Raw genomic sequence first — 24334 nt, 5'->3', positions numbered from 1 at the left:
GGATCAGCTGCGCCCCACGCCGGAGTCGGTGCCGCGCGTCTCGGCGAACTCCTCGGCGAACACGGACTCGTACTGCTTCATGAAGTCGGCCGCAGCGTCCACGAAGGTGCGACCGGCCTCCCCCGCGTCCTGTCTGACCAGCTCTTCGATGTAGCGGTTGACACTCATGCCGCGGGCCAGGGCGCGCTCGCGGGCCGCGCGGGCGGTGTCCTCGTCCACGCGCACGTTCAGCTGGGTCTTCGCCATGCTTCGACGCTAGCGCCGAGATGCTAGCAACGGCAAGGGCCACCGGGCGGAAGGTGCCCCTTACACGGTCTCCGAGTCCTCGGCCCCAGGGGGGATTCCGGCTGTGCGAAGGGTCACACTAGGCTCGGCCCCGACCATGAGTCGGGACGTCCAGGCGACCGGGAGGCGGTCTTGTCCACACCTGCTTCGGAGTACGCGCCGGGCCGGGCGCCGGACGGCGGGGTCGCCGCCCGTGCCCGCGGGCTGACCAAGGCGTACGGCTCGGGCGAGACGGCCGTGCTCGCCCTGGACTCGGTCGACGTGGACATCGCACGTGGCCGGTTCACCGCCGTGATGGGTCCCTCGGGCTCGGGGAAGTCCACGCTGATGCACTGCCTTGCCGGACTGGACGACGTGTCGGCCGGTCAGGTCTGGGTCGGCGACACGGAGATCACCGGACTGAAGGACCGCGAGCTGACCCGGCTGCGGCGGGACCGGATCGGGTTCATGTTCCAGTCGTTCAACCTCATCCCGACGCTGAACGCGGCCGAGAACATCACGCTGCCCATGGACATCGCGGGCCGCAGACCCGACGAGAAGTGGCTGGACCAGGTCATCGACACCCTCGGGCTGCGCGGACGGCTGACCCATCGCCCGGCGCAGCTCTCGGGCGGCCAGCAGCAACGGGTCGCCTGCGCGCGGGCGCTGGCCTCCCGGCCCGAGCTGATCTTCGCCGACGAGCCGACCGGCAACCTGGACTCGCGGGCCGGACTGGAGGTGCTGGGCTTCCTGCGCAGCGCCGTTGACGACCTGGGGCAGACCGTCGTCATGGTCACCCACGACCCGGGCGCCGCCGCCCACTCCGATCTGGTGCTCTTCCTCGCCGACGGGCGGATCGTGGACCGGATGGAGCGGCCGACCGCGGATGCCGTACTGGAGCGGATGAAGGCGTTCGACGTGGTGCGCGGACGGCTCGGCGACGACAGCATCGCCCTGGAGGACTGACCCGGTGCTCAAGGCGACCTTGAGGAGCTTCCTCGCGCACAAGGGCCGGCTGGCGCTGTCCGCGCTGGCGGTCGTCCTGTCCGTCGCGTTCGTCGCGGGCAGCCTGATCTTCTCCGACACCGTCACCCGTACCTTCGACCGGCTCTTCGCCTCGACCTCCGCCGATGTGACGGTCGAGCCGAAGCAGGACCTGAGGTCCCCGGTGCCCAGCGGCGCGGTGCAGACCGTGCCCGCGGCCCTGAAGGGGCAGGTGGCGAAGGTCGACGGGGTCGCCGCGGTGCACGCGGACGTGTCGGTGCAGAACGTGGTGGTGGTCGACGGCCACAACAGGTCGGTCGGCCCGACCACCGGTGCCCCGACGATCGCCACCTCCTGGTACGTCACCCACCGCAGCCCGGTGAAGCTGACCTCCGGTCATGCGCCGGACGGCGCGGGCGAGGCACTGCTGGACGCGGACACCGCCGACAAGAAACACGTGCGGATCGGCGACACGCTGACCGTCCAGGCGCAGCCGGGCACCTTCCGGGTCCGGGTCGTCGGCATCGCCACGTTCACCACCACCAACCCGGGCGCGGCTCTGGTCTTCCTGGACCCGGCGGTCGCCGCCCGCGAGCTGCTCGGCTCCGCCGACCGGGCCACCAGCATCTCGGTGGACGCGGCCGGGGGCGTGAGCGACCCGGAGCTCAAGCGCCGGGTCGGCGAGGCCGTCGGCGCCGGCACCTACGACCTGAAGACCGCCGACGAGCAGGCCAAGTCGGCCGCGGCCGACCTCGGCGGATTCCTGGACGTCATCAAGTACGTGATGCTGGGCTTCGCCGGCATCGCCGTGCTCGTGGGCATCTTCCTGATCGTCAACACCTTCTCCATGCTGATCGCCCAGCGCACCCGTGAACTGGGCCTGCTGCGAGCCCTGGGCGCCGACCGGCGGCAGGTGCGGCGGTCGGTGCTCACCGAGGCGGTGCTGCTCGGTGTCGTCGGCTCCACGCTGGGCCTCGCGGCCGGGATCGGCCTGGCGTTCGGGCTGATCCGGCTGATGAGCTCGTTCGGTATGAACCTGAAGGCCACGGAGATGGTCATCGGCTGGGCGACGCCCGTCGCGGCGTACGCCGTCGGTGTCGGCGTCACCTTCGTCGCCGCGTACCTGCCCGCGCGGCGCGCCGCGGCCGTCTCGCCGATGGCGGCCCTCGCGGACGCCGAAGTCGCCGGCGTGGGCAAGCCGTTGAAGGTGCGGGCGATCGTCGGATCCGTGGTCGGGGCGGCCGGCGCGGCCGCGCTGGCCGGGTGCGCGGCGGCCACGAAGACCGCCTCGGCGGCCTCCCTGCTGGGCCTCGGCGTGGTGCTGACGCTGATCGCGACCGTGATCGCGGGGCCGCTGCTGGTACGCCCGGTGATCCGGGTGCTCGGCGGTGCCTTCCCCGCTCTGTTCGGATCGGTCGGCCGGATGAGCCAGCGCAATGCCCTGCGCAATCCGCGCCGTACCGGCGCCACGGCGGCCGCGCTGATGGTGGGTCTCGCGCTGGTCGGCGGGATGTCGGTGGCGAGCGCCTCCATGTCCGCGTCGTTCGACCGGCAGATCGACAAGACGCTGGGCGCCGACTTCACCGTCCAGAACACCAACTTCCTGCCGTTCACCCGGGAGATCACCGACAAGGTCCGTGGCACCGAGGGTGTACGGCTCGTCGTACGGCAGCGCTTCGCACCCGTGGCCGTACGCCTGCCCGACGGCAAGCGGGTGGAGACGACCGCCGCCGGCTACGACCCCCAGGTGGACGAGGTCGCCCATGTCACCTACGCAGCCGGGAGCAGCGCGGCGGCCCTCGCGGACGGCGGCCTCGGCATGGACGTCACCTTCGCCAGGGATCACCACGTGCGCCTGGGCAGCACGCTTCCCGTCGAGTTCCCCGGCGGCCGCACGACCGAGATGAGGGTCGGCGCCCTCACCGACCAGGGCGGCAGCGGCGGATTCGGCATGCAGGGCGGGCTGTTCTTCGGCATCGCCACCGTGGAGAAGTACGTGCCCGGCGGCCAGGACGCCGCGCTCTACGTCGACAAGGCCGCCGGCACCGGCGCGGACCGGCTGCGCTCCCGGCTGGAGCGGACGCTGAAGCCCTATCCGCAGGTCCAGGTGCGCGACCAGGCCGACTACAAGAAACTCGTCCACGACCAGATCGCCGTGCTGCTCTACCTCGTGTACGCGCTGCTCGGACTCGCGATCGTCATCGCCGTGCTCGGCGTGGTCAACACCCTCGCCCTGTCGGTGGTGGAGCGAACCCGGGAGATCGGGCTGCTGCGCGCGATCGGTCTCGGCCGGCGGCAGCTCAGGCGGATGATCCGGCTGGAGTCGGTGGTGATCGCCGTGTTCGGCGCGGTCCTCGGGCTGGGGCTCGGACTCGTGTGGGGCGTGTGCACCCAGCAGGTGCTGGCCCTGCAGGGCATGAGCGCGCTCGCGATCCCGTGGGGCACGATCGTCGGGGTGGTGATCGGCTCGGCCGTGGTGGGCATCGTGGCGGCCCTGCTGCCCGCGCTGCGGGCGTCCCGGATGAATGTGCTGGCGGCGATCGCGCACGAGTGACGGCACCTTCTTCCGATTCTTCCGAGCGAGGCGCCTCCTCCCCCGAGCGAGGCGCCTGCTCCCGGGCGGCAGGCCTGCCCCTGCGCGTGTCGCGGGCGTGATGGAACCCCGGGCACAGACTCAAGTCACCTTCTGTTGAGGAGAGTTCATGCCGCGCGCGTTCCGTTTCGGGGTCAGTCTGCTCACGCCGTCGTCCGCCGCCGAGTGGCGGGCCAAGTGCCGCCGCGCCGAGGAGCTGGGGTACGACGTGATCCTGGTCCCCGACCACCTCGGGATGGTCGCGCCGTTCCCCGCGCTGGTCGCGGCCGCCGAGGCGACGGAACGGCCCCGGCTCGGGACGTTCGTACTGAACGCGGGCTTCTGGAACCCCACCCTGCTGGCCCGCGAGGTCGCGACCACCGACGCGCTGACCGGCGGCCGGCTCGAACTCGGCCTGGGAACCGGTTATGTCCAGTCCGAGCACGAGGCGGCCGGGCTGCCGTACGGCTCCCCGCGCGAGCGGGTGGACCACCTGCGGCGCACGGTGGAGGAGCTGGACCGGCTGCTCGGCGCCGCGGATCTCCCCGACTCCGGGCTCCGCCCGAGCGGCGGGACCCCCGCGCCCCGCCCGGCCCGGAGCCGGGTACCGCTGCTGCTCGGCGGCAACGGCGACCGGATGCTGCGCCTGGCCGCGGAGCACGCGGACGTCGTCGGCTTCACCGGGGCACGGCTGGTGCCGGGCACCACGACGGGGAAGCTGGAGCCCGTCGACGCGGCGGGGGTGGACGAGCGGGTGGCCCGCTACCGGGAGCTGGCGGCGGGCCGGACGGAACCCGCCGAGCTGAATCTGCTCCTCCAGCTGGTGGCCGTCACCGACGACCCGGAGCCCGTGCTCCGGCCGCTGCTGGAGCGGCAGCCCGGGCTGACCCTGGACCGCGCGCTGGCGCTGCCCGTCGTGCTGGCCGGCCCGCTGGAGGAGGTCGCGGCGCGGGTGCGGGCGCAGCGGGAGCGGTTCGGGTTCTCGTACCTGACCGTCCTGGAACCGCACATGGAGGCGTTCGCTCCGGTGATCGCCCGGCTGCGGGAGGAGTCCGCATGATGGAATTCCCGGGCGCGAGCAGCCTGGTGTGCTGGGCTGGGTCCATGATCGAATCGAGCACACGTTCCGCCCGGCCCTGCGACCTCGACGCCGTCCTCGCCTTCTGGAAGACGGCCGCCGAGGGCACCAGCATCAGTGACGACCGTGCGGGAGTGGAGCGGCTGGTCGCCCGCGATCCCGAGGCACTCATCCTTGCCGAGCAGGCGGGCGAGCTGGTCGGCACGGTGATCGCGGGCTTCGACGGCTGGCGCTGCCATCTGTACCGGCTCGCGGTGCATCCGGAGCGGCGGCGCCAGGGCATCGGCTCGGCGCTGCTGGCCGCCGCCGAGGAGCGGTTCGTACGGCTCGGCGGGCGGCGCGGGGACGCGATGGTGCTGGTCCGCAACGAGACCGCGCACCACGCCTGGCGGGCGGCCGGGTACGCGCCGGAGGAACAGTGGCGGCGCTGGACGAAGCCGCTCACCGACTAGGTCGCTTTGCCCATCCTTTACCATTGAGGGAGCACTCGGCCCTCGATGAAAGGTTGTGAGCGTCCACCCATGGGCGATCCTCCCGGTCCGCGACACCGCGCGTTCCGCCCCGCCCTGTCCGATCATGGGACAGGGGTGACCCGATGACCGAAGTGCTGCTCCTTCTGGTGGCGATCCTGCTCTCGCTCGCCTGCGGCGCCTTCGTGGCCGCCGAGTTCTCGCTGACCACGGTCGAGCGGGGCGAGTTGGAGCGGGCCGTCGAGCGCGGCGAGCGCGGCGCGGCCGGCGCCCTGAAGGCCGTACGGAACCTGACGTTCCAGCTCTCCGGCGCGCAGCTCGGCATCACGGTCACCAACCTGGTCGTCGGCATGCTCGCCGAACCGTCGATCGCCAAGCTGCTCGCCGGGCCGTTCGAGGCGCTGGGTCTCTCGTCCCCCACGGCCAGCACGGCCGCGCTGCTGCTGGGCACGGGCCTGTCGACGGTGTTCCTGATGGTCGTCGGCGAGCTGGTGCCGAAGAACTGGGCGATCTCCTCGCCGCTGGCCGTGGCGAAGCGGGTGGGCAACCCGCAGCGCTGGTTCAGCGCCGCCTTCCGCCCGTTCATCACGCATCTCAACAACACGGCCAACCGTGCCGTGCGCCGGATCGGCATCGAGCCCGCCGAGGAGCTGGCCTCCGCGCGCGGGCCCCAGGAGCTGGCGGCCCTCGCCCGGCACTCCGCCAAGGCGGGCGCGCTGGAGGCGGACACCGCCGAACTGTTCGTCCGGACGCTGAACCTGGCCGACCTCACCGCGGAGAACGTGATGACCCCGCGCGTCCAGGTCGTCGCCCTCGACACCCTTGCGACCTGCGAGGACGTGGCGAACGCGACCCGGGCGACGGGCCTGTCCCGGTTCCCGGTCTACCGCGGCAGCCTCGACTCGGTCGTCGGCGTCGCCCACGTCAAGGACGTCCTGGCCCTGCCCGCCGAGGAGCGGCCCCGCCGCTCGGTCACCCAGGTGGTTCGCGAGCCCCTGCTGGTGCCCGAGTCCCTCACCGTCGACCGGCTGCTGGACCGGCTCTCCGGCAAGCGCACCATGGCCGTCGTCATCGACGAGTACGGCGGCACGGCGGGCGTGGCGACGCTGGAGGACATCGTCGAGGAGGTCGTCGGCGAGGTACGGGACGAACACGACCCGCACGAGACGCCCGACCTCGCCCCCGCCGGCGCCGACGAGACGGGCCGGGCCCTGTACTCCGCGGACGGCGCCGCCCGCACCGACCAGCTCGCGCGCGTGGGTCTGCGGGTGCCCGAAGGGCCGTACGAGACCCTGGCCGGCCTGGTCGCCACCGAGCTGGGCCGCATACCCGAGGTCGGGGACCGCGTCGAGGTGGCCGGCTGGCGGCTGGACGTGGTGGACGCCTCGGGGCGTCGGTCGGCCCGGGTGCTGCTGCACGCGCCGCTGGACGACGCGAAGGACGCCGAGCGCAACGACGGCAGGACGGAGAGGGCGCGATGACCGCCGTACAGCTGCTGATCGGTCTGGCGACGCTGGTCGTCAACGCCTTCTTCGTGGGCGCCGAGTTCGCGCTGATCTCCGTGCGCCGCTCCCAGATCGAGCCGCTCGCCCAGGAGGGCGACCGGCGCGCGAAGAGCGTGCTGTGGGGCCTGGAGCACGTCTCCGCGCTGCTGGCCGCCGCCCAGCTCGGCATCACCCTGTGCACGCTGGTCCTGGGTGTGGTCGCCGAGCCCGCGATCGCGCATCTGCTGGAGCCGGTGTTCCACGCGGTCGGCGTGTCCAAGAGCGTGGGCCACGCCGTGTCCTTCGTGATCGCCCTGACTCTGGCCACCTATCTGCACATGCTGCTGGGCGAGATGGTGCCCAAGAACATCGCGCTGGCCGAGCCCGTGCGCAGCGCGCTGCTGCTCGGCCCTCCCCTGGTCGCGCTGTCCCGGGCACTGCGCCCGGTGATCTTCGCGATCAACGTCTTCGCCAACGGGCTGCTGAAGCTGCTCAGGGTGGAGGCCAGGGACGAGGTGGCCGCGACCTTCACGGACACCGAACTCGCCGAGATCGTCAAGGACGCCAGCGCGGCGGGACTGATCGACGACCGGGCGCAGGAGCGGCTGCACGACGCCCTGGAGCTGGGCAGACGGCCGGTGCGGGACGTGGTCGTGCCCCTGGAGCGGGTGGTGTACGCACGCGTGGGCGTCACGGCGGAGCAGCTGGAGCGGCTGTCGGCCGAGTCGGGCTTCTCCCGGTTCCCCGTGGTCGACGAGGGCCGCCGGATCGTGGGGTATCTGCACGTCAAGGACGCGCTGGACGCCTTGCCCCGGGACACGCCGTTCCGGCTGCGCGACATGCGGCCCATCGCCCGGGTGCGCGAGAGCACCCCGCTGGACGACGTCCTCACCGCGATGCGGGGCAGCCGTACGCACGTCGCGGGCGTGCTCGGCGACGACGGGCGGCTGGCCGGTCTGGTGACCATGGAGGACGTGCTGCGGGAGCTGTTCGCGCAGCCCGCGTGAGGGGCGTCCTGGATCGCCCGGGGTGACCGACCGCTGGGTATGGAGCCGGGATACCATCGCTGTCGCCATGCAGACGAATCCCATACCTCCCACGCACTCCAGCCTGGTCGCGGTCGGCGACTCCTTCACCGAGGGCATGTCGGACCTGCTGCCCGACGGCTCCTACCGGGGCTGGGCCGACCTGCTCGCCGCGCGGATGGCCGCCCGGACCCCCGGGTTCCGGTACGCCAACCTCGCGGTGCGCGGCAAGCTCATCGGGCAGATCGTGGACGAGCAGGTCGAGGTGGCGGCCGCCATGAACCCCGACGTGATCACGCTCGTCGGCGGACTCAACGACACCCTGCGGCCCAAGTGCGACATGGGCCGGGTGCGGGGCCTGCTGACGGAGGCCGTCGAGCGGCTGGCCCCCAGCTGCGGGCAGCTCGTGCTGATGCGCAGCCCCGGCCGGCAGGGCCCGGTGCTGGAGCGGTTCCGGCCGCGCATGGAGGAGCTGTTCACCTGCGTCGACGAGCTGGCCGAGCGGCACGGCGCCCTCGTGGTGGACCTGTACGGGGCGCCGTCGCTGGCCGACCCGCGGCTGTGGGACGTGGACCGGCTGCATCTGACGTCCGAGGGTCACCGCCGGGTCGCGGAGGCGGTGTGGCAGACGCTCGGCTACGAACCCGAGGACGCCGAGTGGCGCACACCGATGCCGGCCACCGCGCCGCCCGGGTGGGGCACCCGGCGGGTCGCGGACGCCCGGTTCGCCAAGCAGCACCTCCTGCCGTGGATCGGCCGTCGCCTGACCGGCCGCTCCTCCGGCGACGGCCTCCCGGCGAAGCGGCCGGAGCTGCTGCCGTACGAGGGGCCGGCGTAGCGTTCCGGCCATGACCACCCGGGTGATCAGCCTCAGGGGCCGGATCCACGAGTTCGGCCCCCGGCTGGAGCACGCCCCCGCGGACGTCGTCTACGTGGGCCGCCGCTGGACCATGGGCGGCTGGGATCTCCCGCGCCACCCGCTGTACAACCCGTTCGCCTACGACACACCGAAGAAGAAGCGGGACGGCACCCGGGCCGAGGTCATGGCGCTGTACCGGGCCCGCCTCCTGGAGCGCCCGGAGCTGCTGGACCTGGTCCCGGACCTGCGCGGAAAGACCCTGGCCTGCTGGTGCGCGCCCGAGCTGTGCCATGCCGGTGTGCTGGCGGAACTGGCCGACACGGACGAAGTGGCGCAGCTCTCGTAGCATCCGCCGAACAACCCCATGGCGCTGGCCTGCACAAATCGCCAGTAGAATCCGTGTACGTGACTTCAGCGCCCGCCAAGCCCCGCATCCCGAACGTCCTCGCCGGACGTTACGCCTCCACCGAGCTCGCCACGCTCTGGTCGCCCGAGCAGAAGGTGAAGCTGGAGCGGCAGCTCTGGCTCGCCGTGCTGCGGGCCCAGAAGGACCTCGGCATCGAGGTGCCTGACGAGGCGATCGCCGACTACGAGCGTGTCCTCGACACCGTCGACCTGGCCTCGATCGCCGAGCGCGAGAAGGTCACCCGGCACGACGTGAAGGCTCGGATCGAGGAGTTCAACGACCTCGCCGGGCACGAGCACGTGCACAAGGGCATGACCTCCCGCGACCTCACCGAGAACGTGGAGCAGCTGCAGATCCGGCTGTCGCTGGAGCTGATGCGCGACCGCACGGTGGCCGTGCTGGCGCGGCTGGGCAAGCTGGCCGGCGAGTACGCCGAGCTGGTCATGGCCGGCCGCTCGCACAACGTCGCCGCGCAGGCCACCACCCTCGGCAAGCGCTTCGCGACCGCCGCCGACGAGCTGCTCGTCGCCCACGGCCGGGTCGAGGAGCTGCTCGGCCGCTACCCGCTGCGTGGCATCAAGGGCCCGGTCGGCACCGCGCAGGACATGCTGGACCTGCTGGGCGGGGACGCCTCGAAGCTCGCCGAGCTGGAGGACCGGATCGCGCGGCACCTGGGCTTCTCGCAGGCGTTCACCTCGGTCGGCCAGGTCTACCCGCGCTCGCTGGACTACGAGGTCGTGACCGCGCTGGTGCAGCTGGCGGCGGCGCCGTCCTCGCTGGCCAAGACGATCCGGCTGATGGCCGGGCACGAGCTGGTCACCGAGGGCTTCAAGCCGGGCCAGGTGGGCTCGTCGGCGATGCCGCACAAGATGAACACCCGCTCCTGCGAGCGTGTCAACGGCCTGATGGTGATCCTGCGCGGCTACGCCTCGATGACCGGCGAGCTGGCGGGCGACCAGTGGAACGAGGGCGACGTCTCCTGCTCGGTGGTGCGCCGCGTCGCGCTGCCGGACGCGTTCTTCGCCCTCGACGGCCTGCTGGAGACCTTCCTGACGGTGCTCGACGAGTTCGGCGCCTTCCCCGCCGTGGTCGCCCGTGAGCTGGACCGCTACCTGCCGTTCCTCGCCACCACCAAGGTGCTCATGGGCGCCGTGCGCTCGGGGGTCGGCCGCGAGGTCGCGCACGAGGCGATCAAGGAGAACGCGGTCGCCACCGCGCTCGCGATGCGCGAGCAGGGCGCCGAGCGCAACGACCTGCTCGACAAGCTCGCCGCCGACGAGCGGCTGCCGCTCGACCGGGAGCAGCTGTCGGCGCTGATGGCCGACAAGCTGTCCTTCACCGGTGCGGCCGCCGCCCAGGTCGGCGTGGTCGTCGGCCGGATCGAGGAGATCGTCAAGCAGCGCCCGGAGGCCGCCGGCTACACGCCCGGAGCAATCCTCTGACCCTCCCCGAAGCTCTCGGCTCCGCTCGAGCAGGGAAGCGCCCCCGTACCCAGGCGGAACTGGAGGCCGCCCGCGACCGTCTCGTCCCTGACGTGGTCGCGGACGGTCTCCAGGTGCTGTTCTGCGGCATCAATCCGGGACTGATGACGGCGGCCACAGGCCATCACTTCGCCCGCCCTGGCAACCGCTTCTGGCCGGTGCTGCACCTGTCCGGGTTCACCCCGAGGCTGCTGAAGCCCGCGGAGCAGCAGGAGCTGCTGTCGTACGGGCTCGGCATCACGAACGTGGTGGCCCGGGCGACCGCGCGGGCCGACGAGTTGAGCGCCGAGGAGTACGTCGAGGGCGGGCGGCTGCTGACGGCCAAGGTGACGCTACGGCGGCCGAGGTGGCTGGCCGTGGTCGGGGTGACCGCCTACCGGGCGGCCTTCGGGGACCGCAAGGCTCAAGTGGGGCCGCAGGAGCGGACCATCGGGGACACCCGGGTGTGGGTGCTGCCCAATCCCAGCGGACTGAACGCGCATTGGACGGCGGCGACGATGGCGGAGGAGTTCGCGCGGCTGCGGGAGGCCGCGGGCGGCGCGCCGGATCAGGGGGGATCCGTCTCGGTCACGACACCGAGGAGTTGAAAGGGCAGCTCCGTGCCCCACTGGGAGACGCCGAGGGCGACCCATCGGCCCGTCCCGGCCGCCTCCCACAGGTGGACGTCCGGTACGTGTCCGCTGAGTCCGGCCCACGGCTCGGCTATCTCCTCGCCCTCCGTCGTCCGGCCGAAGAGGCTGTGCAGGCTGAAGAGCTGCGCTGGTCCCCACCGGTCGGTGAGCCGCTCCGCGAGGCCGTCCCGGTCGGCCTCGTACTGCGCCGCGGTCTCCTCCTGGCCGGTGCCGTCGTCCTCCCAGAACTCGCCACTGGTCTGTAAGGCGACCAGGTGATAGCCGGGTCCGCTCTCGCCGTGCTCCGTCCTGCCGTGTGCCGTGGGGAACTCCCGGGCGCACAGCAGGTCGATGAGGGTCAGACACTTCGCGATGTCCATGTGATCCAGTAAAGCGGGGCCCACTGACAATTGGCGGGCCGTCAGCCATGCCTGTGCCGGGCCGTCAGGCGTCCCATGCCGGGCCGTCAAGCATCCCCCGTGCCGCGGGCCGGCGGAGCCCGGCACTCGCCGGGGTGGGCCCGGCCGAGTACGATCCGCCCAACACGCCCGCGAGCTGGGAGGACGGACGGTGGGCCAGCTGACCGGCGGCGATCCCTCGCTGCTGCGGAGGATCAATTCCGCGGTGGTGCTGCACGCGCTGCGTGCCACGGACTGCGCGACGCTCACCGAGATCACCCGGGTCACGGGACTGTCCCGGCCGACCGTCGAGGGAGTCGTGGAGGGGCTCATCGAGGCGGGGCTCGTGGTCGAGAAGGCGGCCGAGGAGGGCACCGCACGCCGTCAGGGGCGACCGGCTCGCCGCTTCCGGTTCCGCGCCGAGGCGGGGCATCTGCTGGGTCTGGAGATCGGCGCCCACCGCGTCGCTGTGCTCCTGTCAGACCTGGACGGACGGGTGCTGGGCGCGCAGGCCAAAGAGGTGGACGAGACGGCTCCGGCGGACGAACGCCTGGAGCGGCTGCGCGGCGCCGTCGCCGAGCTGCTGCGCCGGGCCGGGGTCGCACGCAGTTCGCTGCGGGCGGTGGGCGTGGGCACTCCGGGCATCGTGGAGGCCGGCGGCACGGTACGGCTGGGCACGGCCCTGCCGCAGTGGACGGGCCTGAACCTCGGCGAGCGGCTCAGCCGCTCCTTCAAGTGCCCGGTGCTGGTGGAGAACGACGCCAACGCGGCGGCCGTCGCCGAACACTGGAAGGGTGCGGCGACGGAGACGGACGACGTGGTGTTCGTGCTGGCCGGGCTCAGCCCGGGGGCGGGTTCACTGATCGGCGGACGGCTGCACCGAGGCTACGGCGGGGCGGCCGGTGAGATCGGCGCGCTCCATCTGCTGGGCCGGGAGGCGACCCCGGAGACGCTGCTGTCCACCACCGACGAGCCGCTGCACCCGTTGGACGAACAGGCTGTCGCCGAGGTGTTCGCGCTGGCCCGCGAGGGCGACCAGCGGGCTCGGGCGGCCGTCGAGCGGTTCATCCAGCGCCTCGTCCACGACGTGGCCGCGCTGGTCCTGGCCCTCGACCCTGAGCTGGTCGTGATCGGCGGCTGGGCGGCCGGCCTGGACGGCGTACTCGATCCCCTGCGCCGCGAACTCGCCCGCTACTGCCTGCGTCCGCCCCGGGTGACGCTGTCCCTCCTGGGCGAGGCAGCCGTGGCCACCGGCGCCCTGCGGCTCGCCCTCGACCACGTCGAGGAGCAGCTGTTCGCGGTGGAGGGCACGGTCACGGCACGGCGATAGGGCCTGCCCTGCGGACCGCGTGGCGCGGAGGCGGCGCTGTCTGATCAGCACGGTTGAGCGGGACCCGGTGCGTGAGGCCGCGAGCCTGACCGGTGGGACACCGCGCGCCCCGGAGGGGTTCCGGGGCGCCGTGGGGTGGGCCGGGGCTCAGGAGGCCCGCTGCTCGGGGTCGTGGTGTATCTCCACGCCGGGCGAGTCGCCGAAGGTGAGGCGGCAGGTGTCGGCGCGGTAGGTCGCCACGGAGAGTGCCGCGGTCCGGCCGCCCGCGAAGAAGCGGGTGGTGACGACCAGGACGGGTGCGCCGGGCAGCCGGTCGAGGTCCTTGGCGTCGTCCGCGCGGGCCGAGCCCAGCTCGACGGCGCGGTCCTGGCCCTCCAGCTCCTGGCGCTGCAGCTCGCGCAGCACGGCACGCGCGCGTGCCGGGCCGGACGGGGCGTCGATCGCGGTGAGGTCGGGCACCGAGGCGGCCGGGACGTAGAGCAGCTCCGTGGCGACGAGCTGGCCGTGGGACATCCGGGAGCGGCGCACGACGTGCACGGGCTCGCCGGAGTCTGCCTCCAGGGCGACAGCCACGGCCACGGGCGGCGCGGACTGGTCGCAGTCGACCGGCTGCCAGGCGTCGTCCGCGGCCCCCGGCCAGGCGTGCTGCCGGCTGCCGACGGCCACACCCACACGCGGGGGCGCGACGGTGGTGCCGACACCGCGGCGGCGCTGCAGCCGGCCCTCCAGCTCCAGCTGCTCCAAGGCCTGGCGGAGCGTGGCGCGGGCCACGCCGAAGCGGGCGGCGAGGTCGCGCTCATTGGGCAGGATCTCGCCGACCGAGAACTCGGAGTCGAGTGCCTCACTGAGCACGGTCTTGAGATGCCAGTACTTCGGTTCCGGCACCGATTCCAGCTGCTGGGTCCCCACCCTGTCCTCCGCAAGAGCCGTGGTCCGGCGGTTTTTAGCGCCCTTGTTTATTAAAGGTTGTTGCACTTATCTGTGACCATAGGGCGGCCGAAACCCTTGGTCAAGACCAATCCTCGATCCCTGAGGCAACACACAGGGGCGACGCCGTGGAGCGTTCACGAGGCGTTCGCACGCGGCCGCATGTGTGACATCGCGGCAAAGCCCCCGTCGTACGACCTGGGCTTTCGCCCCCGCAGGACTCGGCGGAGCGCCAGGGACCGCGGCTTGCCGGAGTCACGGATGAGACACACGGTGCTGATGCGACGGTCAGCGATGTCCACCCGGAAGACGGCGTCGGGCCTGTCACCCGAAAGGGTGAGCATCGCCTCCGCCCCGTTGACCTCGACGTGCCCGCGCTCACCGTCCAGCCCGACACGCCCTCCGGCGCTCCGGTGGAATCGACCAGTTCCGTACCGGTCCGGACCACAATGTCCGCGGACCGCCGGTGGCCGGCGGCCGGGGTCCGGGAGGTGACCGATGCGCTACGCGGTGCTGGGCACGGGCGAGGTGGGCCGCACGCTGGCCGGCAGGCTGGTGGAGCTGGGGTACGAGGTGACCCTCGGGTCGCGGACGAAGGACAATCCGATCGCGGTGGAGTGGGCGACGGCCGCGGGCGGCCGGGCGCACGCGGGCTCGTTCGGGGACGCGGCCGCGGCGGCCGACGTGGTCATCAACGCGGTGGGCGGCCGGGTGGCGCTCGACGCACTGCGGGCGGCAGGTGCGGAGCACCTGCACGGCAAGGTCCTGCTGGACGTCTGCAATCCCGTGGCGTTCGAGGACGGACAACTGCGTCTCGACCCGGTGGAGTCGGACAGCGTGGCCGAGCGGATCCAGCGGGCCTTCCCGCACGCGCGCGTGGTGAAGACGCTGAACACGGTCAACTGCCAGGTGATGGTGGCTCCGGCGCGGGTGCCGGGCGAGCACAACCTGTTCGTGTGCGGTGACGACGCCGCGGCCAAGCAGCAGGCGACGGAACTGCTCGGGGAGTTCGGCTGGCCGGCGGACCGGGTGCTGGACCTGGGCGGCATCCGGTCGGCACGGTCCGTGGAGATGCTGCTGCCCCTGTGGTTCAACCTCTTCCAGAAGTTCGGGCACGCCGACTTCAACTTCGCGGTGCACCGGGGGCATTGAGGACGGCGCGAGCGCGCGGCGCCGCCGAACCAGGGGCTACCCGTCGGTAGCAATTGCTGACAAGCTGTCTACGGCGTCCGTCAGCAGCCCAGACGAGGAGCACCCTCATGTCCGCCACCGTCTCCTTCACGGTCCCCACTCCGCACGGCCCGAAGGACGTGACCGTCTCCTACGCGCGCGTGGGACGCGGTGAACCGCTGGTCCTGCTGCACGGCATCGGCCACCACCGGCAGGCGTGGGACCCGGTGGTGGACATCCTCGCCACCGAGCGCGACGTGATCGCCGTGGACCTGCCGGGCTTCGGCGCGTCCCCCGGCCTGCCGGCCGGCCTGGACTACGACCTGCCCACGACCGACGCCGTGCTCGGCGCCCTGTTCGAGGCACTGGAGCTGGACCGCCCGCACGTGGCCGGCAACTCGCTGGGCGGCCTGCTGGCCCTCGAACTGGGCCGCGAGAAGCTCGTACGATCCGTCACGGCACTCTCCCCGGCCGGATTCTGGACGCAGCCCGAGCGGCGCTACGCCTTCGCGCTGCTGCTCACGATGCGGGGCATAGCCCAGCGGCTCCCGCTGCCCCTGGTGGAGCGGCTGTCGCGCACGGCGGCCGGACGCACCGCGCTGACGAGCACCATCTACGGCCGTCCGGCACGCCGCTCACCCGAGGCCGTGGTCGCCGAGACGCTCGCGCTCGGCGGGGCCACCGGTTTCGACGCGACGCTGCGGGCGGGCACCACCGTCCAGTTCACCGACGACCTGCCGGGCATGCCGGTCACCGTGGCCTGGGGCACCCGGGACCGGCTCCTCGTGCGCCGCCAGGGCGTCCGCGCCAAGACGATCATCCCGCACGCCCGGCTGGTGCGGCTGCCCGGCTGCGGGCACTGCCCGATGAGCGACGACCCGGCGCTGGTCGCCCGCGTGATCCTCGACGGCAGCCGCTGACCGGCGCCCGCGAACGGGACGGCGAGCGGAACGGCGCGCACCGGGCAGGCGTTCGCCGCGGAATCCCGGCGCAGCCGGAGCCCAGGGCGACCCCGGCGCCGACCAGGGCGCTGCAAACTGCCTGCGCGGGGCCGTAGGAGCCGGTGCCGACCAGCGGGGCGGTGCAGGCGGCGGCCACCGGGATGAGCCCGGAGAAGAGCGTGGCGCGCTCCGCTACGAGCCGCTGCATGCCCATGTACCAGCACACGAAGCCGACGACCGTGACGACCGCCGCCTGCCACAGCAGTGCGGCGGTCTCCGCGGCGTCGGGACGGCGCAGCCACGCGCCACCGTCCAGGGCCGCCCCGGCGAGCGCGGCCTCGGCGACGGCGACGGCGCACACCGTCGCGGACAGCAGCCGCGGCCCGAACGGCCTCAGCACCGGCACGGCGAGGACGGCGAACCCCACCTCGCCGCCCAGCGCGCACGCCGAGAACGCGATTCCCGGCCCGTCCGTACGGCCCCAGCCCTGCACGGTGAGCGCGCCGGCGGCGACGAGCAGGGCGCCGTGGAGCACCCTGCGCTGCGGGCGGCGCCCGTCGAGGAGCGGCACGACTACGGCCACCACGACCGGTGTGCAGCCGACGAAGACACCCGGCACCGCGGCTTCCGCGCTGCGTTCGGCCCCGACGACCGCCAGGTTGAAACCGACCATGCCGACGGCTGCCGGCAGCCCGAGGCGGAGCCACCGGCGGGGGCCGAGCGCACGCAGCCGACGGCCGGCGTCCCGTCCGGCGAGGGCGGCGAGGAGGGCACCGCGGGTGGTGGTGGCGTTCATGACCGTGACGTCAGGAAGCGGCGCGGTCCGGTCTAAGGTCCACTTCCATGACGTCATCGGGGACCAATGCGGCCGGTCTCACGGGCTCCGCCGCGTGGGAGCTGCTGCTGCCCGCGGCCTCGGCACCGGCACGCGCGCGTGGCCGTGCCCTCCAGGCGGCGCTGCGCGAGGCCATCCGCTCGGGCCGGCTCACACCCGGCACCCGGCTGCCGTCCAGCCGGGACCTCGCCGCCGACCTCGGCGTGTCACGGGGGTTGGTCACGGAGGCGTACGAGCAGCTGACGGCCGAGGGGTATCTGCGCAGCGGCCGGGGCGCGGGAACGTGGGTGGGCGACGCGGTACGCGCGGCCCGGCCCGGCGCGCGGGACCTCACGCACCGCCCACCCGGCCCCCGGGCCGACTTCGTGCCGGGCACGCCGGACCTGTCGCTGTTCCCGCGGGCCGCCTGGGCCACCGCACAGCGTGCCGTGCTGGCCGAACTGGCGCACCACGACCTCGGCTATCCGGACCCGCGCGGGCTGCCCCGGCTGCGCACCGCGCTCGCCGGACTTCTGGCCCGCCGCCGGGGCGTGGTGGCGGACCCGGAACGGATCGTGGTGGTCTCCGGGGTGGCCCAGGCGAGTGCCCTGGCCGGATCGGTGCTCCACGCACGCGGTCTGCGCTCGATCGGGGTCGAGGACCCGGGGAGCCCGCAGCACGACGGCCTGTACGCGGCGGCCGGCCTGGGCACCGTTCCGCTGCCGCTGGACGAGGACGGCCTGGCCCTCGGCCCGCTGCGCGCGTCGGGTGTACGGGCCGTGGTGACCACGCCCGCCCACCAGTACCCCACCGGGATCGCGTACTCGGCGCGGCGGCGTGCCGAACTGCTCGGCTGGGCACGGTCGGTGGACGGTCTGGTGCTGGAGGACGACTACGACGGGGACTTCCGCTACGACCGCGCACCCGTGGGCGCCCTCCAGGGCCTCGATCCGGAACGCGTCGCCTACATGGGCTCGGTCAGCAAGTCCCTCGCCCCCGGGCTGCGGCTGGGCTGGCTGCTGGTACCCGCGGCCCTGACGGAGGAGATCGTCGAGCGCAAACGGACCATGGACCTCGGTCATCCCTCGCTCGACCAGGCGCTGTTCGCGCACTTCCTGGAGCGCGGCGACTACGACCGGCAGCTGCGCCGCTGCCAGCGCGCCTACCGGGAGCGGCGCGACGCCCTGGTCGCCGCCCTGGCCGGGCACTTCCCCGAGGCGCGCGTGTCCGGGATCGCCGCGGGCCTGCACGCCATCGCCGAACTCCCAGAGCGGTACGGCCCGGAGGAGGACTTCATGAAGCGGGTCGCCGCCGCCGGCGTCGCCGTACGGCCGCTCAGCGCCTGCACGCACGCGCGTACCGGTGACCGCGGTGTGCGCCTGGTGCTCGGGTACGCGCATCTGCCGCCGGCCCGGATCCGGGCCGGCGTACGCCTGATGGCGGCGGCCCTGGGCGGGTGATCTCCGGCCGGGTGTCCGGTTGTTCACCTGCGGTTCGCGCGCGCGCCGCAGCGCCCCAGTAGGTGTGGCTCTGCACACTGGCCGGATCCCGCTCCTGGAGGCACAGCCATGTCCCACAGTCCCTTCCCCGGCCGCCGCAGCGTTCTGCGCGGCTCCCTCGCCGCGTCGGCGGCCCTGGCCCTGCCCGCGGGCCTCGGCGCGGCACCGGCGTTCGCCCTCTCCGGCCGCCCCCGGGCGGGCTGGGGCGTTCAGACGGGTGACGTGACCGCCGACTCGGGCCTGGTGTGGGTGCGTTCGGACCGGCCGGCCCGGATGATCGTGGAGACCTCGGCCACCGAGTCGTTCCGCAACCCGCGCAGATGGCACGGCCCGCTGCTGGGCGCAGACACGGACTTCACCGGCACCACCCGGCTGTACGGCCTGCCCTCCGGCGAGCAGATCCACTACCGCGTGCTGCTCGCCGACCCGGACGACCCGCGCCGCACCGGCGAGCCCGTGCCCGGCACCTTCCGCACCGCGTCCCGGCACCGCCGCGACGGCGTGCGCTTCCTGTGGTCGGGCGACCTGGCCGGGCAGGGCTGGGGCATCAACCCCGGCCTCGGCGGCTACCGGATCTACGACGCGATGGGCAAGCTGGACCCGGACTTCTTCCTGTGCAGCGGCGACAACATCTACGCCGACGGCCCGATCAGCGCCACCCAGGCCCTGCCGGACGGCTCCACCTGGCGGAACATCACCACCGAGGAGAAGGCGAAGGTCGCCGAGACCCTCGCCGAGTACCGGGGCAACTTCCGCTACAACCTGCTCGACGAGAACCTGAAGCGGTTCAACGCCCAGGTGCCCTCCGTCATCCAGTGGGACGACCACGAGGTGCGCAACAACTGGTACCCGGGCGAGGTGATCACCTCCGCCGACACCCGGTACACCGAGAAGAGCATCGACGTGCTGGCGGCGCGCGCCCGGCGGGCGTTCAGCGAGTACTTCCCGGTCTCCACTCTGCGGCCCGGCGCGCAGGAGGGCCGCGTCCACCGCGTGCTCCGCCAGGGGCCGCTGCTGGACGTGTTCGTGCTGGACATGCGCACCTACCGCAACGCCAACTCGCCCGACAACCAGACCGTGGACCCGCAGGGCATCCTCGGCCGGGAGCAGCTGGAGTGGCTCAAGCGGGAGCTGTCCCGCTCGCGTGCGGTGTGGAAGGTGATCGCCGCCGACATGCCGCTCGGCCTCGTCGTGCCCGACCCGATGGAGGGCCTGCCGAACTTCGAGGCGGTGGCGCAGGGCGACCCGGGCGCGCCGCTCGGCCGTGAGCTGCAGATCGCAGAGCTGCTGCGCTTCATCAAGCACCGGCGGATCACCGGCACGCTGTGGCTGACGGCGGACGTGCACCACACCTCGGCCCAGCACTACCAGCCGGCGCGGGCCGCGTTCACGGACTTCGAGCCGTTCTGGGAGTTCGTCTCCGGGCCGCTGAACGCCGGCGCGTTCCCGGCCAGCGCGCTGGACAACACGTTCGGTCCCGAGCGGGTGTTCGTGAAGGCGCCGACCGCGTCGAACGTCTCGCCCGCCGGCGGCTACCAGTTCTTCGGCGAGGTCGACATCGACGGCGGGAACGGAGAACTGACGGTACGGCTGCGCGAGCAGGACGGCACGGTGCTGTTCACGCAGACGCTGCAGCCGGGCCGGGTCGGCCAGTAGGGCACCGCGCGGCCGCCTGGTCCCGTCAGGACATCGTGGGGCCGCCTGGTCCCGTACGCTCGAAGCCGTGCCGCGCACCGGCGTCATCCCCCGGAGCGCGGCACGGTCAGCCGCCCGTCAACTCCTGCGCCGGGACTGTGTTTTCGCAGGTCAGACCGATTGTCAGTGGTCGCCTCTACGGTTTTTCCCATGACGCGATCACTGCAGGCCGTGGCCTATCGACGACCCTCCGCGCTCGAGTCCGCGGCGGACGGGCGCCGCCTCGGGCTGGAAACGTCCCGGGGTGCGACGCCCACGGGCGTGCAGGACCATCCGCGTTTCTTCGCGGGCTTTCTGACCTCGCCTCAGGTCGCCGCCGCGGCGCTGCTCGCGGTGGCCGACGTGGCGGCCGCGCGCTATTACCAGCCGCAGCTGCGCGCCTCGCTCGACCCGGTGGTGACCGGCAACGGCGACCGGCTGCGCTTCGAGTCCTTCTCCGGCTGCGGCGGGGTGTACGCACGGCTGGACGTCCTCACCCCCGGCCTCGACGGCGGCGAGGTGGGGCACGGCACGACGAACGTCGACGTCAACAATCCGCTGCGCGAGGCCCTGTCCCGGATCGGCACCGCCGATCCGCTCCATCTGCGCGTCGGCCCGGACGAGCTGGCGGTCACCACGCTGGACGGCCCGCTGGTGGAGAAGAAGGTCCCGCTGCCCGACCGGTGGCTGCGCGGCTTCGCCGAGGCCCAGGTGATCGCGGCCGCGTTCGACCTGCGGGCCGAGCTGCCGGCGGACGAGGCGGTGCGGTTCCTGCGCGGGCTGCCGAAGGCGGGCGGGGCCCGGCGGGCCTCGGGCGGACCGCGCTGGGTGGTCCCGGTGGGCCGCGGACTGCGGCCCACGACACGGCCGGTGCCGGGCGCGGTGTGCCTGCCGGGTCCGGAGCGGCTGGCCGCGCTGCAGCGGGTGCTGCGGCATGCGACGGCCCTTCGGGTGTACGGCCCCGCGGTCGGTGGTGCGGCGAGTACGGCCGCAGCCTGGGAGGCCGTCCTGCCCGGCATGCGTCTCACGCTCACGCTGTCGCCGGACGCCTCGCGCGGCTTCTCCGGCGAGGGCGGCGTCCTGGACGCGCTCGCCACCGACGAGGCCGCCGGGGACGCCGAGCTCATAGCCGTGCTGCTGGCGTGGGAGCCCCGCATCGACGTGGCCGACCTCGCGGCTGCCTCGGGACTCACGCCCGAGCGGGTGCGCGCCGCCCTGGTCCGCCTCGGCACCTCGGGGCGTGTCGGATACGACACGGCGGAGGCGGCCTACTTCCACCGGGAACTGCCCTACGACGCAGAGCGCGTCGAGAAGCACAATCCGCGGCTGCGCTCGGCCGGAGCCCTGGTGGCGGCGGGCGCGGTGGCCCTGGACGGCGCCCTGGCCACGGTGACCGCCGAGGACGGACATGTGCACCGGGTGCGGGACGCCGCGGGGGTGCTCACCTGCAGCTGTCTGTGGTGGGCGAAGTACCGGGGCGGACGCGGTCCGTGCAAGCACGCGCTGGCGGTGCGGATGGTGCGGCGGGGCGCCGAGGTGGGACAGGACATGGCGGCGATCGACGGGGGCGTGCGATGAGTGAGCTGATGGAGGCGGTGCGGGCCGGGCGCACGGCGGAGACGCTGCGGCTGGTGAAGGGCATGACGGCGGCCGAACGGCGCGCGTCACTGCCGGATCTGAAGGAGTTGCGCAAGGAGTTGCGGGCCGTGCCGCCGTGGGAGGGCCGGTTCGAGAAGATCCGACCGGCGCTGCACCTGGCCGGTGCCGCCTGTCACACGGGAGCCGCGGCGGCCGCGGCCTGGCTCGCCGCGAGCGACCTGCGGTGGCGGCAGGCGTCCGCGGAGTCGCTCCTGCGGGTGCTGGAGGACCGGGACACGGGCTGGCTGGCCGACGTGGCGCACCGGCTGGCCCAGCGGCCGGTGTCCGCGCAGGTGTCGTACCCCCTGATGGCGGGGCTGGTGAGCCGGTCGGGCTGCGAGGTCCCGGTGACGGACGCCTATGTGGCCGGCTGGATCCGGCACGTCAGCGTCGGCGACCGCGGCCGGCGCCGGGAGGGCGTCGCCGACGTGCTGCGCCGCGAGCCGAACCTGGTCACGCTGGTCGGCGGGCTGTTCACGCTCTCGGATCTCTCCGAGGTCCGCTGGCTGCTCGGTGAGGGGCCGGGATCCTGGCAGAGCGCCCTCGCGGCACTCGCTCAGGAGGGCTCCCTGGACCATGAGTTCCTGGTCGATGCCTGTGTCGCCCGGCTGGTGCGCGGCGGCGGGCCCACCGACCACCGGATCTTCCTGCCGGTGCTGACGGGGCTCGCACTCACCCGGGAGGAGGAGCGGGCGCGGATCCCGGACTGGACGGCGCTGTCCCGCGACGCGGTCTCCCCCGTCGCCGCACACGCACAGGCGGTGCTCACCGGCCTGGCGCTGGAGGGCGATCTGACCGCCCGGCAGCTGGCCGAGGCCTCGGAAGGGCTGCTGTTCCGCAGCGAGAAGAAGCTCGTGCGGGCCCAGCTCGTCCTGCTCGGCAAGGTGCTCGCCCGCGACCCCGGCACGGCGGCGGAGCTGCTTCCGGTCGTGGCCCAGGCGTTCGGGCACGAGGACACCCAGGTGCAGGAGCGGGCGCTCAAGCTCGTCGAGCGGCACCTGAAGGTGCTCGACGCCGACGAGGTCCGCGAGGAACTCGCCCGAGCCGCACAGCAGTTGTCCCCGGCGCTGCGCGCCCGGGCGGCCGCGGCACTGGGCGTCGTGGCGAGCGGGTCCGAGGAGGTGTACGAGGAGGTGCTGCCGCCCGCCCCGGAGCCGTTCCGGCTGGAGCCCGCGCCGCTGACGGCCGAGGAGGTGGCCGAGGAGATGGGGGCGCTGCTGGCCTCCGAGGGAGACGTGGCCGCGTTCGAGCGGGCGCTGGACGGTCTGGTGCGGCACGCGTACCAGGATCCGGAGGCACTGCGCCGGGCGCTCGTGCCGGTGGTCGCGAACCGCTGGTGGGCCACGGACGAGGACCGGCAGTGGCCGCGTACGGACGACATGTTCAGCAACTCCCGCTACGGCCTCTTCAGCGCCCAGCAAGGCCTCGAACTGCTCCTCGCGACCCTGCACGGCAAGGTGAGCACGGCGACGCTCCACGCCGCGGTGCGTAAGGGGCCGTCGGAACACGAATGCCCGCACAGCGGCCTCGCCCGGGTCTTCGACGCGCGGCTGCGCGAGGTGGCGTACCGCCTGCGCACGGAACCGATGCCGCTGCTGCTCGCCACGCCCACCTGGAGCACGGGCCTGCTGGAGCCGGCGGAGCTGGTGGCCCGCCTGGCGGAGTACCGGCGCCTGGACGCCCGGGTGTGCGCGACCGACTTCGCCCAGGCACTGCTGCGGGTGCGCAGGGACGACCGTGCAGCGGCCGAGGAGGCGGCGGGGCGGGCCAGGGCGCTCGGCACTCCGGAGGGGGTGCGGCTGGCCCGCTGGCTGCGCGGCACCAACGCTGCCCTCCCCGAGACCAGACGGCACACCAGGGGCGAGCGGATCCTGCTGGAGCTGGCCGAACTCCCCGAGCTGCAGGACGGTTTCCCGCAGGAGTTCCACCGGCTCGGCCGGCCGCTGTCCGTCTTCTCCGGCCGCTGGCACTGCAGCCACTGGAACCACGCCACCCGCCGGCACTGGCTCGCCGCGCTCCCGGAGCGGCGGGAGCTGGTCGCGGCCCGGATGCTGCACGATCTGGCCGACACGGCGGTGGACGACGAGCGCGGTACCGGCGTCCTTCCGCTGCTCGCCGAATCCGGCGGCGCGGCGGGCGAGGCCGTGCACCTGTGCGTGGCGTACGGGCTCGGTGCGCGGCACCAGGAGGACCGGCTCGCGGCGGTGGACGCCCTGCTGGTGCTGGCCGCGCGGGGGCAGCTCGACGCGGCGCGGCTGGGCGCGGATCTGGGCGCGCTGGTGGGGCGCGGCGCGGTGAAGCCGCAGCGGCTGGCCGAGTCGGTGCGGACGGCGGCGGCCACGGGAGCCAATGCGACGATATGGGAGCTGCTCCGGCACGCCCTGCCCGTTCCGCTGGCCGGTCTGGCGACCGCCCGCCCGGAGGCGGCGGCCGTGGCGGCCCGGGGTCTCGGGGACCTGATGGCCGTGGCGGCGGAGTGCGCCGAGCGGTCCGGGGCACGCGGAGAGGTGCCGCATCTGGCGGAGGCCGCCGCGCGTGGCGGCTCCTCCCGCCTGGTCGTCCAGGCGCGGCGGCTGCGGGACGCACTGGCCGAGGAGGTGGCCGCCTGAGCCGGGCCGGTATGTCCACTCACCAGAACAGTAGAAGGCGCAACAAAAAGGGCGGAAGCATGCTTTACCCATCGGTCACAAACCGTTCGTGATCACGCAA

General features: G+C 73.4%; 21 protein-coding genes. 17 read left to right on the top strand and 4 right to left on the bottom strand.

Going from position 1 to position 24334, the window contains the following annotated elements; all coding sequences use genetic code 11:
• Window positions 1–3: 3 nt before the first annotated feature.
• Window positions 4–246, bottom strand: a complete 243-nt coding sequence (locus AC07DS_RS13385; RefSeq protein ID WP_479144838.1) for a toxin-antitoxin system HicB family antitoxin — start codon at window positions 244–246, stop codon at window positions 4–6.
• A 171-nt stretch (window positions 247–417) separates the two neighbouring features.
• Here AC07DS_RS13385 and AC07DS_RS13380 point away from each other — a divergent pair, with 171 nt between their 5' ends.
• From AC07DS_RS13380 to mug, 10 genes are all read left to right on the top strand, one after another.
• Window positions 418–1230 carry an ABC transporter ATP-binding protein gene (locus AC07DS_RS13380; RefSeq protein ID WP_479144836.1) on the top strand — a complete coding sequence of 271 codons (813 nt, stop codon included), beginning with the start codon at window positions 418–420 and terminating at the stop codon, window positions 1228–1230.
• Window positions 1231–1234: 4 nt separating this feature from the next.
• Window positions 1235–3802: an ABC transporter permease gene (locus AC07DS_RS13375; RefSeq protein WP_479144834.1), complete on the top strand. Its 2568-nt coding sequence runs from the start codon at window positions 1235–1237 to the stop codon at window positions 3800–3802.
• Window positions 3803–3950: 148 nt separating this feature from the next.
• A complete protein-coding gene (locus tag AC07DS_RS13370) occupies window positions 3951–4880 on the top strand; it encodes an LLM class F420-dependent oxidoreductase (protein WP_479144832.1) in 930 nt (309 codons plus the stop codon).
• Window positions 4881–4924: 44 nt separating this feature from the next.
• Entirely contained in the window at window positions 4925–5350 is a 426-nt protein-coding gene (locus AC07DS_RS13365) for a GNAT family N-acetyltransferase (protein ID WP_479145282.1), read from the top strand.
• Between the two features lie 143 nt (window positions 5351–5493).
• Entirely contained in the window at window positions 5494–6849 is a 1356-nt protein-coding gene (locus AC07DS_RS13360; RefSeq protein ID WP_479144830.1) for a hemolysin family protein, read from the top strand.
• Window positions 6846–7859, top strand: a complete 1014-nt coding sequence (locus AC07DS_RS13355) for a hemolysin family protein (RefSeq protein WP_479144828.1) — start codon at window positions 6846–6848, stop codon at window positions 7857–7859. Before AC07DS_RS13360 ends, AC07DS_RS13355 begins: the two co-directional genes overlap by 4 nt.
• A gap of 67 nt (window positions 7860–7926) precedes the next feature.
• Complete coding sequence (locus AC07DS_RS13350; RefSeq protein ID WP_479144826.1) at window positions 7927–8715, top strand: SGNH/GDSL hydrolase family protein; 789 nt, start codon at window positions 7927–7929, stop codon at window positions 8713–8715.
• A 10-nt stretch (window positions 8716–8725) separates the two neighbouring features.
• Window positions 8726–9082 (top strand): DUF4326 domain-containing protein, encoded by a 357-nt coding sequence (locus AC07DS_RS13345; RefSeq protein WP_145884998.1) that lies wholly within the window; start codon window positions 8726–8728, stop codon window positions 9080–9082.
• Between the two features lie 59 nt (window positions 9083–9141).
• Complete coding sequence (gene purB, locus AC07DS_RS13340; RefSeq protein WP_479144824.1) at window positions 9142–10584, top strand: adenylosuccinate lyase; 1443 nt, start codon at window positions 9142–9144, stop codon at window positions 10582–10584.
• Between the two features lie 92 nt (window positions 10585–10676).
• Window positions 10677–11210, top strand: coding sequence for a G/U mismatch-specific DNA glycosylase (gene mug / locus AC07DS_RS13335; RefSeq protein ID WP_479144822.1), 534 nt, complete (start codon window positions 10677–10679; stop codon window positions 11208–11210).
• Here the strand turns inward: mug and AC07DS_RS13330 are convergent.
• A complete protein-coding gene (locus tag AC07DS_RS13330; RefSeq protein WP_479144820.1) occupies window positions 11171–11614 on the bottom strand; it encodes a hypothetical protein in 444 nt (147 codons plus the stop codon). The two genes, mug and AC07DS_RS13330, sit on opposite strands and share 40 nt — an antisense overlap.
• 190 nt (window positions 11615–11804) lie before the next feature.
• On the opposite strand from AC07DS_RS13330, the gene AC07DS_RS13325 reads away from it, so the two are divergent.
• The gene (locus AC07DS_RS13325) at window positions 11805–12962 is read left to right on the top strand and encodes an ROK family transcriptional regulator (protein ID WP_479144818.1); all 1158 of its coding nucleotides are present in this window, start codon (window positions 11805–11807) and stop codon (window positions 12960–12962) included.
• Window positions 12963–13109: 147 nt separating this feature from the next.
• Here the strand turns inward: AC07DS_RS13325 and AC07DS_RS13320 are convergent, their stop codons facing one another.
• A complete protein-coding gene (locus AC07DS_RS13320) occupies window positions 13110–13871 on the bottom strand; it encodes a GntR family transcriptional regulator (protein ID WP_479144816.1) in 762 nt (253 codons plus the stop codon).
• Between the two features lie 516 nt (window positions 13872–14387).
• Between AC07DS_RS13320 and AC07DS_RS13315 the strand changes: the two genes are divergently transcribed.
• Complete coding sequence (locus tag AC07DS_RS13315) at window positions 14388–15041, top strand: NADPH-dependent F420 reductase (protein ID WP_479144814.1); 654 nt, start codon at window positions 14388–14390, stop codon at window positions 15039–15041.
• Between the two features lie 107 nt (window positions 15042–15148).
• Entirely contained in the window at window positions 15149–15979 is an 831-nt protein-coding gene (locus tag AC07DS_RS13310; RefSeq protein ID WP_479144812.1) for an alpha/beta fold hydrolase, read from the top strand.
• Here AC07DS_RS13310 and AC07DS_RS13305 read toward each other — a convergent pair.
• On the bottom strand, window positions 15876–16796 hold the full coding sequence (locus tag AC07DS_RS13305) for a DMT family transporter (RefSeq protein ID WP_479144810.1): 921 nt from the start codon (window positions 16794–16796) through the stop codon (window positions 15876–15878). The genes AC07DS_RS13310 and AC07DS_RS13305 overlap by 104 nt on opposite strands.
• Window positions 16797–16843: 47 nt before the next feature.
• On the opposite strand from AC07DS_RS13305, the gene pdxR reads away from it, so the two are divergent.
• From pdxR to AC07DS_RS13285, 4 genes are all read left to right on the top strand, one after another.
• Complete coding sequence (gene pdxR / locus AC07DS_RS13300; RefSeq protein ID WP_479144808.1) at window positions 16844–18274, top strand: MocR-like pyridoxine biosynthesis transcription factor PdxR; 1431 nt, start codon at window positions 16844–16846, stop codon at window positions 18272–18274.
• Between the two features lie 108 nt (window positions 18275–18382).
• Window positions 18383–19969: an alkaline phosphatase D family protein gene (locus AC07DS_RS13295; RefSeq protein ID WP_479144806.1), complete on the top strand. Its 1587-nt coding sequence runs from the start codon at window positions 18383–18385 to the stop codon at window positions 19967–19969.
• Between the two features lie 189 nt (window positions 19970–20158).
• A complete protein-coding gene (locus AC07DS_RS13290; RefSeq protein WP_479144804.1) occupies window positions 20159–21565 on the top strand; it encodes an SWIM zinc finger family protein in 1407 nt (468 codons plus the stop codon).
• Window positions 21562–24234: a DUF7824 domain-containing protein gene (locus AC07DS_RS13285; protein WP_479144802.1), complete on the top strand. Its 2673-nt coding sequence runs from the start codon at window positions 21562–21564 to the stop codon at window positions 24232–24234. Before AC07DS_RS13290 ends, AC07DS_RS13285 begins: the two co-directional genes overlap by 4 nt.
• Window positions 24235–24334 lie beyond the last annotated feature (100 nt).

The sequence above is a fragment of the Streptomyces sp. NPDC044064 genome (genome assembly GCF_056434245.1).
This window is presented reverse-complemented; position numbering and strand designations above follow the sequence as displayed.